We start from the raw sequence: 10,060 nt of genomic DNA, 5'->3' as shown, positions 1-10,060 counted from the left end.
GACGAGATCGCAACGACAATGGAAGAGGTGAACAGCTTCACCACGAACATTGCATCTGCTGTCGAAGAGCAAGATGCGGCAGCGAAAGAAATCAGCCGCAACGCACAGTTGGCTGCCGCCGGAACGTCCGAGGTCTCCGAAAACGTAACCCAGGTGAATTCAGCAGTCGTCGACACGCGTCGGTCGATCGAGCAGATGCGGTCCGCCTCGACCGCCAGCACCGAAAACTCGGCATCCTTGAAACTCACAGTGGATCGTTTTTTGGAGAATGTTGCCGCAGCATAGCGCCTCATTGCGATCATCGACAAAACCCGTGAAGGCCTGGCTCTATGCCAGGCCTTCACTTCGTTTAGCGCCAATACTCTTTCGAACGGCCTCCCCTCTTTTGCCGGACACTTGAAGTTCGCATTTTCCTGTCGGCTCAGCCTTGCGCTATGCGTTCCCCCAACTCACTGTTGGTCATGGCGCGGCCGTCAAGGTTCCAGGAACCGTCAACCGTGTGAACCAGGTTCGTAAAGATCCGGTCCCGCGGAAGTGTGCCACTTGCGGCACCCTCAATGATGTCTGTCGCTTCCTTGAAGAAGCCGACTTGGATGTCCCGGTCCGCTAGCGCGAAGGACGGCGTTTTGCACTCAAGCCAGGCAGCAGACACGGGCTCGCCCCCTGAAAGAGCATCGCGCTTTTGAAGCGTCTGAATTTGCATTGTAACATTCGGCGTCATGACCTTGTTTCCGGCCAATCCATGCCATCTCAGGAATGCCTGGGTAATCTTGCGGCCTGCCGCGGCAGCTGCATCGGCGTCAAGGACGCCCTCTGTGTACGTAAAAGTCAAAGGCATTAGAACCTGTCTCCATATTTAAATATAACGTTCGTTATATTTTCTGACAAACCCCATATATGTAACGATCGTTATATCTTCAAGAAAAATATTGCGATCGTTATATAAATTGAGGCCGGACGAAGATGACAAAACAGAATATGCGGAAGGCGGAAACGCGGAAGGCCCTTCTGGAAGCCTCCAGTCGGATGTTCAAGAACGAAGGATTTGACGGTATCGGCGTTGACGGCATCGCGAAGGCTGCCGGAGCAACCTCGGGAGCATTCTATGCGCATCTGAAATCCAAAAACGATGCATTCCGTATCGCACTTGAAGCGGGGCTGGACGAGGTTATTGAGACAATTCCAGACTATCAAAAACAATATGGCAATGGCTGGGTAGACGCATTTGCGCGGTACTACCTGAGTGCCGCACATCGCCAGGATCGGGCTTGCGGTTGCGCCATGACAGCAATGTCACCCGATGTCGCACGGGCAGATGCGGACACCAGAGCGCTCTATGACCTTAAGATGGATCGCATTGCAGATCTGATTGCTCGGGGATTGCCAGGTGAAAACACTGAAGACAGACGAAAATCTGCCTGGGCATTCCTGAGCATCCTCATAGGCGCGCTCACCACATCACGTGCAATAGCTGATGAGAGCCTGGCTGAAGAAGTGGCCGAGGCGACACTGCCGGTCGCCCTTAGGGCAGCCTCCAGGCATGAAATCAATTAGAACCGCTCGTTGGTTCGGTCAGGCCACGGCCATTCTCATGGTCCTGACGTGTGATCCGATAGAAGCGGCATGAAACACCATGTTTGATCATATCCATCCACGGTCTAAGCCCTGCCTTTTCCATAACGGCGAAGGATATTTCGTGCTCCGACGCGGCATAGGCGAACATCTGATCTTCTGTTCTGTGCGAGAAGAACCAAGCTACCAGCGCCCTTGCAATTTCGCTTGCGTATCCTTGTCCCCAATACGCTCGTTTCAAACTATATCCCAGTTCATATCCGTCCGGTTTGTCCTGCCAGGAGAACCCTGCCCGTCCGATAAAATCGCCATCAATCGTTTCAAGCTTCCATTTGCTGATGCCTGTGCGCTGATGATCTTCCACATAGGATTTCAATCGCCGGCGAATTTCCGCATCCGCCATCGGTGCAAGGCCGGGCGAATGGTAACGGTTCACCTCAGGATCTGAGTGCAGGTCTTTCAGCAATTCATAATCCGTCTCCAGAAACGGCGTTAGCTTGAGACGCCGTGTCACCAGTATCAGATCGGACAAGGAGGCGTTCTCCCATCAAAAGAAAGGCCCGGTCCTCTTCAAGTCAGTCAGGCTTTAAGAAGCTTCGGCTCGTCAGGCACTCATCAAATATGACTGCATGGAGGGACTGAGCATCTGAAACAGATCCGCCTGCATTCCGTCAATCGCCTTGCTTTCGCGATGATAGAACCCGGCATCCTGAATCGCTTCGCGCATGTCACGATTATCGGTGCGAACAACCGCGACAAGATGTGAAAAGTAGGTGTTTTTGAAGAACCAGTCGGAAAGGCCTTTGCAAAGGCGCTTGGCAAGGTTCTCATCCTGCTCAAGCACGTCGGTATAAAGGCAATAGTTCAAGCTGATCTCAGAGGTTTCAGCGAGTGGGGTAAACCCTGCCCAACCGATAAACTTGCCGTCCTCCGCTACAGCCTTCCACTTGGCAAAGCCATGATCCGTTTGGTTCTGCAATGCAGTGCGGACCAGTTCCGCAGCATCGACCACGACGCAATTTGTAGAAGTATCATTGCAAAGGTTGCCATAAGGGTCGGAATGAAGGTCTTTGACGAGATTAATATCTGCAGGAGACAATGGAACAAGCCGCACTGAACCGCATTCGAGAAAAATCGTCTGCACCGTGTCCTCCCTTTAATGGCGATATCCCGAGACCGAAAACATCTGACAACATGCCGTCCGCAAGGTATTGCCATGTAACTTTAGATTGTGCCTTCCCGAAGGCAGACAAAAGTATAATGTCAAAAATGGCAAAAATATATTCGCATTACCAACAGGTTAGCGAAATAGTACGCGTTGCAGTGCACACCCCACAGGTTGACGGATCAATTTTCGGCGAGGCCCGGCAACTCTTCCAAATCGATTCCAACTGAAGGATCAATCCTTTGCCAATCGGCCATCTGATTACGGAACCAGGTTTCCTGTCGTTTTGCATATTGCCGCGTTGCAACAGTGAGCCTGTTGATAGTTTCTTCAGGACTGACTTCCTGCGACAGCAAGCTCCGGATTTCGGCGATTCCAATTGCGCGCATACCGGGCAGTTTTGGCGAAAGCCCCTTGTCCAGCAATGCCCTGACTTCAGCAATGCCTTCCTCGCTGACAATCAGTTCAGCGCGCCTCGCGATACGTTCATGGAGCCAGGCTCTGGGCGGGGCCAGTACCAGGCGCAAAGAGTGTTCGGGAGACAGAAAAGGAGCTGCATGCTGAGCTTTTTGCAAGACGTTGAGCGGTTGCCCGGTTGCAAGAATGACTTCCAGAGCACGCGCAAGCCGCTGCGGGTCGGCAAGTTCACTGGCAGCAGTTACGTCCCCGGCATCGACAAGTGCTTTTCTGAGCCCTTCAGTCCCTTCCCTATCCGCCAGATCGCGTGCTTTTTCGCGAATGTCCTCCGGTATATCCGGCAGCTCTGCAAGACCCTGCGTCAAAGCCTTGAAATAAAGGCCCGTACCGCCAACCATGATCGGCACTCGTCCTTGGGACCAAACGGCCTCCATTTCTGCGCTTGCCAATCGCAGCCAGGCACCGGTGGAAAAGGCCTGTGATGCCGGCAAGACACCATAAAGACGATGTTCTACCTCACGCTCCTCGCTCGAGGATGGTCTTGCACTAACCAGACGCAAGTCTTCGTAAAGCTGCATGGAGTCGGCATTAATGATCACTCCATCCAGTCTTTTGGCAAGATCCAGGGCCAAAGCGGACTTGCCGCTCGCCGTGGGTCCGGCTATCAAAATGGCGCGCCACCCGATTGTTTTCTTCCTCTTGTCTTCCAAGGCTTCATCCATGTCTCTTGTCGCCACCCTGGTTTCTACTCCAACGGCTCCTGCGGTGAGCGCAGATCTCATCGGCAAAGCGAAGGCTGCTCTTGGAGTAACCGGTTCCGCGACAGTGCTCAATCCAGGTGTTGCAGCCGATATCCGGTTTGAAGGTCCGAATGCAAGTGCCGCTGATACGCTGCTTCGCGATGTGATCGGGCGTGCACCAGTTGACGTTTTTATCCAGGCCCCCGACAAACGCCGTAAGAAACTGCTGATCGCTGACATGGACTCCACCATGATCCGGCAGGAATGCATCGATGAATTGGCGGCCGAACTTGATCTGAAAGGCAGGATCTCGGAAATCACCGAGCGCGCAATGCGCGGCGAGATAGAATTTGAGCCCGCCTTACGGGAACGGGTTGGCCTTCTTGAAGGTTTACCAGTCTCCGCGATCGACACGGTTCTGAGCAACCGCATCCAATTGATGCCCGGTGGGCGGACAGTTGTACAGACCATGAAGTCTGACGGCGCCTATTGCGCGCTTGTGTCGGGTGGTTTCACACATTTCACCAAAGCTATTGCCGCAATGATCGGCTTTGACGAAAACCAGGCCAACACATTGCTCGAAGAGAACGGCAAATTGAGTGGCAAGGTCGGTGAGCCGATCCTCGGCCGGGACGCCAAACGCGCGCGCCTTGAATATCTGGTGGCCGAGAACGGTCTGGACTTTGAAGACACGCTGGCAGTTGGTGACGGAGCAAACGATCTTGCCATGATCGAGCGCGCTGGATCAGGAGTTGCTTATAGAGCCAAACCGGCCGTTGCTGCAGCCGCTGATTTCCGCATCGACTACGGTGACTTAACAGCCCTTCTCTATCTTCAAGGCTACGCCGAAAAGGACTTTGTGCTGAGCTAGAGGTCACCATAAGATCAAAAAAGGCGCCGTCACCGGCGCCTTTTTCTTGTTCTGAACGGACCTTTTCGGACTATTCGTCCTCAATTCGCACTGGAACGAAGCGAACATCGCCTGAGGGGTTGGCCAGCAACAACAAGGCAGACCGGCGCCCGCCCTCCTTGAGCTTCTCAATCTCAGCTTCGACATCTGCCGGTGTTTCCACCGGTTCCTGAGCGACTTCCTTGATCACGTCGCCCGCCTGGACACGCTTTTCTTCTGCGGAAGACCCAGTCTCGACTTCAGTTACCACAACGCCAGTGACATCAGCTTCGATGGAGAACTGCTCGCGAAGCTCATCATCGAGTTCAGAGAGCGTCATTCCGAGAACTTCGCTTTTCTCGACCGGCTTTTCTTCCGGCTCTTCTTCAGTTGTCGCACTGGCTTCGGTGACGTCGTTTTCTTCCAGACGCTCAAGAGTGACGCTGATGGTCACTTCTTCACCTTTGCGAAGAACGATAACCTCCACGTCTTTGCCGATTGCCGTCTCGGCAACCATGCGCGGAAGTTCACGCATTGCTTCAACTTCATTGCCGTCGAATTTGATGATGACGTCACCCGGCTCGATTTCGGCTTTCGACGCCGGACCATCTTCAGTCACGCCGGCTACCAACGCGCCCATTGCCTCGTCCATACCAAGGCTCTCAGCGATCTCGTCGGTGACTTCCTGAATGCGCACACCCAGCCAGCCGCGACGCGTTTCACCGAACTCCCTGAGCTGATCAATCACGCGTGTGGCCGTCTTTGCGGGAATGGCAAAGCCGATACCGATCGACCCGCCGGACGGTGAAATGATTGCTGTGTTGATGCCAACAACATTGCCCTGCATGTCGAACAACGGACCACCGGAGTTGCCCCGGTTGATCGATGCATCCGTCTGGATGAAGTTGTCGTAAGGGCCGGAATTGATGTCTCGGTTCCGTGCGGACACAATACCGACGGTGACCGTTCCCCCAAGACCGAACGGGTTGCCGATTGCCATCACCCAGTCGCCGACACGTATGGCGTCTGAATCACCCAGGCTGACGGCTTTCAACGGCGTTTCGGGTACCACCTTCAAGACAGCCAGATCGGTCTTTTCATCCGTTCCGAGAATTTCCGCCTTGAGCTTGGTACCGTCGTTGAAGTTCGCCGTAACCTCGTCAGCGCCTTCGATCACGTGATTGTTCGTGATGATAATGCCTTCTTCGCCATCGATCACGAAACCCGACCCAAGCGACTGAACGCGTCGCGGCTGGTCATTATCCCGGTTCTGTCGGTTGAAGAATTCCTCAAAGAACTCCTGGAAAGGAGACCCGTCCGGCACCTGGGGCATCGGCACGCTGCGCCTGCCCTGCACAGTTTGCGCGGTGGAAATGTTCACCACGGCATCAGCCAGGTTCTCCGCAAGGTCGGCGACGGAAACCGGGCCTTGGGCCTTTGCGGTCTGAACGGGTTGAAACGCGATCATTCCGCCGAGAACGATGCCCGCCGCTGCAAAGGCGATCCGGGACATTCGACGGCGAACAAAATTTGGAGCCATAGGGCTTTCTCCTCATCCGAGCCGATTGGACTGCGGTCCGACAGAAAAAGCCGAAACTGACAGCCGATGGGTTTCAATCAGGCCTGTTGTCCAAACCAGAATATAGAACGAGCGGGAGGATTTTGCCCCTCCCGCCCGAAAACTTTTCGTTATCCGCGTATGATCCACACAAGAAATAGTCCAATCACAGCGACGATCAGGCCTGTGGTGCGCAAAGTTCGGTCTGAAGTTTCAAGCGCACTCCGCATGATGCTCTTCATGCCACCGGGCACCAGAGCATAGAGCACACCTTCCAGAACGAGCACCAAACCTAGCGCCGTCACAAGGTCATTCATTGCGCGGCGAGTGACGGTGCACCGGTAGAGATGCCCGACCCGCCGTTGTCATTGTCCGACTTCGGTGCATTGACGCCAGTTGGATCCTTGAAGAAGCGGAAGAAACTGGAATCCGGCGACAAGACCAGGCTGGTGTCTCCGGACCGCAGACCGGCTTCATAAGCCTGCATGGACCGATAGAAAGCGAAGAATTCGGGATCGGCGCCGAACGCTTCAGCAAAGATCCTGTTCCGCTCCGCATCACCATCACCTCGGATGATCTCAGAATCCCTGTTTGCTTCAGCCACAAGGACCGTCGCATCACGATCCGCACGTGAGCGGATCCGCCGTGCGGCTTCCTCACCCTGCGCGCGAAGCTCGGTGGCTTCCCGCTGACGTTCTGTCTGCATCCGCGCATAAATCGCCTGAGAGTTCGCATCAGGAAGGTCGGCACGGCGAATCTTGACGTCGATTACTTCAATGCCGAGTTCTTCGGCGTTGGCGCTCACATCACGGCGAATGGCTTCCATTGTGCCAGAACGGTCGTCGCGCACCAGAGCCACGAAACTTGTGCGGCCCAACTGTGACCGAAGAGACGATTGCAGCAGTGTCGAAAGACGGCGATTGGCAGTCAGTACGGTTTGAACGCGCTGGTAGAACAGTACTGGATTGGAAATCTTGTAGCGTGCGAAGGCATCCACAACGAGACGCTTCTTGTCCGAGGAGATCGGCTCCAGAGGCGGCATGTTGAGGTTCAGCACACGCTTGTCCAGGTAAACGACGTTCTGAACGAACGGGATCTTGAAATAGAACCCCGGTTCGGTTCTCGGTTCGTCGACAATCTTACCGAACTGCAGGACCAGTGCCTGCTGGGTCGGATTGACAATGAAGACTGACATGTAGGCACCAATGGCGACTACAACCAGAAAGAGGGCGAGCAATCCACTACGCATGATCAGTTCCCTCCTGTCCGAGCGGTCGGCGCATTGCCGCGGCCGTTCAGGTCATTGAGCGGCAGGAACGGCAGCACGCCGGAACCGGACGTTTCGTTATCGATGATGATCTTGTTGTTGGCTCCCAGGACCTTTTCCAGGGTTTCAAGATAGAGACGTTCACGCGTTACATCCGGAGCCTTAATGTATTGCTCGTAGATTTTGGTGAAACGCTGGGACTGACCGGTCGCTTCTGCGATCGTCTGATCCCTGTAACCGTTGGCGCCTTCCAGTACGCGGGCTGCTTCACCGCGCGCTTCCGGAACGATCCGGTTCGCATAGGCTTCGGCCTCGTTGCTGATACGTTCCTGATCGGCGCGGGCCGCCTGAACGTCACGGAAGGATTCGATAACCTGTGCAGGCGGATCCACGCGCTGCATCTGCACTTCTGCAATCTCGACACCAGCGTTGTAGCTGTCCAGCGTCGATTGCATCAAAGTTGCAACGTCGTTCTGAATGGACACGCGGTTTTCAGTCAGGATCGAGTCAATATTGGAAGCGCCGACGACTTCGCGCATGGCGCTCTCTGCAACCGCCTTGACGGTTCCGGCCGGTTCCTGGACGTTAAACAGGAAGTCCGTGATCCCTTGACGCGTGTTTTCGATACGCCACAGCACTTTGAAGCCGACGTCGACAATGTTTTCGTCGCCGGTCAGCATCAGGCTTTCTTCCTGAACGTCGCGTGCGCGCACAACACCGGAACTGGTAACGCTTTCCTCGGTTCCGACTGTGGTTTCACGCTGCAGCTCAACCTTTGGCGTATAAACCTCACCAATCGGATAAGGCCAATTGTAATTCAGGCCCGGAGGCGTCTGATCGGCAACTTCACCGAGCACAAGCTCAACGCCGACCTCGCCTTCGTCAACCACGTAGAAACCTGTTGCGAGCCAGACGATGGCAACAATGCCTGCAACAATCAACACGCCAAGAAAGCCGAGGCTTCCGCCGCCGCCACCCGGCAGTACGGTTTTCATACGGTCCTGCGTGCGTTTCAAAAGCTCTTCCAGGTCTGGCGGATTGCCGCCTCCGCCCCGGTTCGGGCCACCGCCCCACGGACCATTGTTGTTACCGCCGCCGCCGCCGCCACCGCTGCCCCAAGGGCCGCCATTGTTGCCGCCGCCTTTCCAGGGGCCACCGCCACCTGATTGATTGCTCCAAGGCATCAAAACTTCCTTCTGTGACATCCGGCAGCCTGCCGGATTTGGGCCCAGGACCCATGGACCTGAGCCGCTTTTGACTCACCGTTGGTTATAGGGAGATTGCCCGTGGCTTTCAACGTAAAGCCCGGCGCTATTTCCCAAAGTTCGTAAACAGAACCAAACCATTTTGTCGGCGCACTTTCCCTCGCCGCAGGTGGGGTATCTCGGCGGTTCTGTCAAGGCCAAACAACGCGAGTTCCACCGGCCCTGCGTGAAACCTTTAAGGAAGGTGGACCATATCGACATGCGCAATGCCGTCTTCATCATACTCATCCGACACGGTCTGAAATCCCAGGGACTGGTAAAAGGCTTCCAGATGCGCTTGTGCAGAGACATGGATCTTGCATGCCGGAACCAGTACACGGGCCTTCGTGACGCCTGCCTGCATCATCTTTCTCCCAAGGCCTGCACCACGGCCCTCTGAAGCCACAACGACCCGTCCGATCCGAGCTTCAACAAGTTCAACGTCTGAGGAAAGCCGTATTGCGCCTACCAAAGCACCGGTATCGCTGTCTTTCACCAGATAATGCAGCAACTCAGGGTCTTTGCCGTCAATGTCGGCATAAAACGACGCCTGCTCCAGAATGAAAATATTCTGGCGCAACCGTAAGAGTTCATAGACGTCGCGCTTGTCCATTTCGTCAAAAGTGACCCAGCGTGCATCGAAGTTTTCAGCAAGTGTCATGAAAATTCCACCGTGACTTCAGGACGCCGCTTTGCGGCGGTACGTCACATAAACGAAATCGGCGCTGTCGTTTTCGCCTTTCTGTCCTGGCTCGCGGTGCGTCATTGCCCAGATGGACGGGTCGATTTCCGGAAAGCATGTATCTCCCTCAGGATCCGACTGGATTTCAGTTATCTCAAGTCTGTCTGCATGGGGCATGGCCTGATCATAGATCTGCCCCCCGCCTATGCACATGATTTCCTCAGCCTGAAGTTCGCTCGCAAGCTCTTCAGCCCGCTGCAGGGCTTCCTGGAGCGACGTAGCAGCTTCGGCTCCTGAGGGTGAATAGTCCGGATCGCGCGAAATCACGACATGGGGGCGACCGGGCAATGGCCGCCCTCCGAAAGACAAGAACGTCTTGCGGCCTAGAATTACAGGCTTTCCGATCGTCATTTGTTTGAAGCGTTTCAGATCACTCGACACCTTCCAGGGCATGTCGCCTTCCGAACCGATAATTCCGTTTCTGGCAACGGCTGCGACAAGAACGAGTTCAGGCAAGACCTACTCC

12 protein-coding genes and 1 pseudogene are annotated in these 10,060 nt (G+C 55.0%); 3 read left to right on the top strand and 10 right to left on the bottom strand.

The window, feature by feature from the left end; translation table 11 throughout:
- Nucleotides 1-285, top strand: a pseudogene (locus tag Q0835_RS19790) (methyl-accepting chemotaxis protein); the annotation flags it as partial.
- 136 nt (nt 286-421) lie between these two features.
- On the opposite strand, the gene Q0835_RS19785 reads toward Q0835_RS19790, so the two are convergent.
- Complete coding sequence (locus Q0835_RS19785) at nt 422-838, bottom strand: 4-oxalocrotonate tautomerase (protein ID WP_298822205.1); 417 nt, start codon at nt 836-838, stop codon at nt 422-424.
- A gap of 125 nt (nt 839-963) precedes the next feature.
- Between Q0835_RS19785 and Q0835_RS19780 the strand changes: the two genes are divergently transcribed.
- Nucleotides 964-1,554 carry a TetR/AcrR family transcriptional regulator gene (locus Q0835_RS19780; RefSeq protein WP_298963881.1) on the top strand — a complete coding sequence of 197 codons (591 nt, stop codon included), beginning with the start codon at nt 964-966 and terminating at the stop codon, nt 1,552-1,554.
- On the opposite strand, the gene Q0835_RS19775 is transcribed toward Q0835_RS19780, so the two are convergent.
- From Q0835_RS19775 to miaA, 3 genes are all read right to left on the bottom strand, one after another.
- Nucleotides 1,547-2,104: a GNAT family N-acetyltransferase gene (locus Q0835_RS19775; protein ID WP_298963879.1), complete on the bottom strand. Its 558-nt coding sequence runs from the start codon at nt 2,102-2,104 to the stop codon at nt 1,547-1,549. The two genes, Q0835_RS19780 and Q0835_RS19775, sit on opposite strands and share 8 nt — an antisense overlap.
- A gap of 72 nt (nt 2,105-2,176) precedes the next feature.
- Nucleotides 2,177-2,716, bottom strand: coding sequence for a GNAT family N-acetyltransferase (locus tag Q0835_RS19770; RefSeq protein WP_298963878.1), 540 nt, complete (start codon nt 2,714-2,716; stop codon nt 2,177-2,179).
- Nucleotides 2,717-2,919: 203 nt separating this feature from the next.
- Complete coding sequence (miaA, locus tag Q0835_RS19765) at nt 2,920-3,876, bottom strand: tRNA (adenosine(37)-N6)-dimethylallyltransferase MiaA (RefSeq protein WP_298963877.1); 957 nt, start codon at nt 3,874-3,876, stop codon at nt 2,920-2,922.
- Here miaA and serB point away from each other — a divergent pair.
- On the top strand, nt 3,875-4,765 hold the full coding sequence (gene serB / locus Q0835_RS19760) for a phosphoserine phosphatase SerB (RefSeq protein ID WP_298963876.1): 891 nt from the start codon (nt 3,875-3,877) through the stop codon (nt 4,763-4,765). The genes miaA and serB overlap by 2 nt on opposite strands.
- A 70-nt stretch (nt 4,766-4,835) precedes the next feature.
- On the opposite strand, the gene Q0835_RS19755 is transcribed toward serB, so the two are convergent.
- The 6 genes from Q0835_RS19755 to Q0835_RS19730 form a co-directional block, all read right to left on the bottom strand.
- The gene (locus Q0835_RS19755; protein WP_298963875.1) at nt 4,836-6,323 is read right to left on the bottom strand and encodes a Do family serine endopeptidase; all 1,488 of its coding nucleotides are present in this window, start codon (nt 6,321-6,323) and stop codon (nt 4,836-4,838) included.
- 149 nt (nt 6,324-6,472) lie between these two features.
- Nucleotides 6,473-6,646, bottom strand: a complete 174-nt coding sequence (locus tag Q0835_RS19750; protein WP_366142371.1) for a DUF2065 domain-containing protein — start codon at nt 6,644-6,646, stop codon at nt 6,473-6,475.
- A gap of 8 nt (nt 6,647-6,654) precedes the next feature.
- Complete coding sequence (locus tag Q0835_RS19745) at nt 6,655-7,590, bottom strand: protease modulator HflC (protein WP_298822197.1); 936 nt, start codon at nt 7,588-7,590, stop codon at nt 6,655-6,657.
- A 2-nt stretch (nt 7,591-7,592) separates the two neighbouring features.
- Entirely contained in the window at nt 7,593-8,792 is a 1,200-nt protein-coding gene (hflK, locus tag Q0835_RS19740) for an FtsH protease activity modulator HflK (protein ID WP_298963874.1), read from the bottom strand.
- A gap of 256 nt (nt 8,793-9,048) precedes the next feature.
- Entirely contained in the window at nt 9,049-9,513 is a 465-nt protein-coding gene (locus Q0835_RS19735) for a GNAT family N-acetyltransferase (RefSeq protein ID WP_298963873.1), read from the bottom strand.
- Between the two features lie 18 nt (nt 9,514-9,531).
- Nucleotides 9,532-10,050: a dihydrofolate reductase gene (locus tag Q0835_RS19730; RefSeq protein WP_298963872.1), complete on the bottom strand. Its 519-nt coding sequence runs from the start codon at nt 10,048-10,050 to the stop codon at nt 9,532-9,534.
- Nucleotides 10,051-10,060: the final 10 nt, after the last annotated feature.

Source organism: uncultured Roseibium sp. (genome assembly GCF_947499295.1).
Taxonomy (GTDB): domain Bacteria; phylum Pseudomonadota; class Alphaproteobacteria; order Rhizobiales; family Stappiaceae; genus Roseibium.
This window is presented reverse-complemented; position numbering and strand designations above follow the sequence as displayed.

What these genes read in the sequence shown, in the direction of transcription:
- Q0835_RS19745 (WP_298822197.1), bottom strand. Translation starts at nt 7,590, where the DNA reads ATGCGTAGTGGATTGCTCGCCCTCTTTCTGGTTGTAGTCGCCATTGGT.
- miaA (WP_298963877.1), bottom strand. Translation starts at nt 3,876, where the DNA reads ATGGATGAAGCCTTGGAAGACAAGAGGAAGAAAACAATCGGGTGGCGC.
- Q0835_RS19780 (WP_298963881.1), top strand. Translation starts at nt 964, where the DNA reads ATGACAAAACAGAATATGCGGAAGGCGGAAACGCGGAAGGCCCTTCTG.
- Q0835_RS19755 (WP_298963875.1), bottom strand. Translation starts at nt 6,323, where the DNA reads ATGGCTCCAAATTTTGTTCGCCGTCGAATGTCCCGGATCGCCTTTGCA.
- Q0835_RS19785 (WP_298822205.1), bottom strand. Translation starts at nt 838, where the DNA reads ATGCCTTTGACTTTTACGTACACAGAGGGCGTCCTTGACGCCGATGCA.
- serB (WP_298963876.1), top strand. Translation starts at nt 3,875, where the DNA reads ATGTCTCTTGTCGCCACCCTGGTTTCTACTCCAACGGCTCCTGCGGTG.
- hflK (WP_298963874.1), bottom strand. Translation starts at nt 8,792, where the DNA reads ATGCCTTGGAGCAATCAATCAGGTGGCGGTGGCCCCTGGAAAGGCGGC.
- Q0835_RS19735 (WP_298963873.1), bottom strand. Translation starts at nt 9,513, where the DNA reads ATGACACTTGCTGAAAACTTCGATGCACGCTGGGTCACTTTTGACGAA.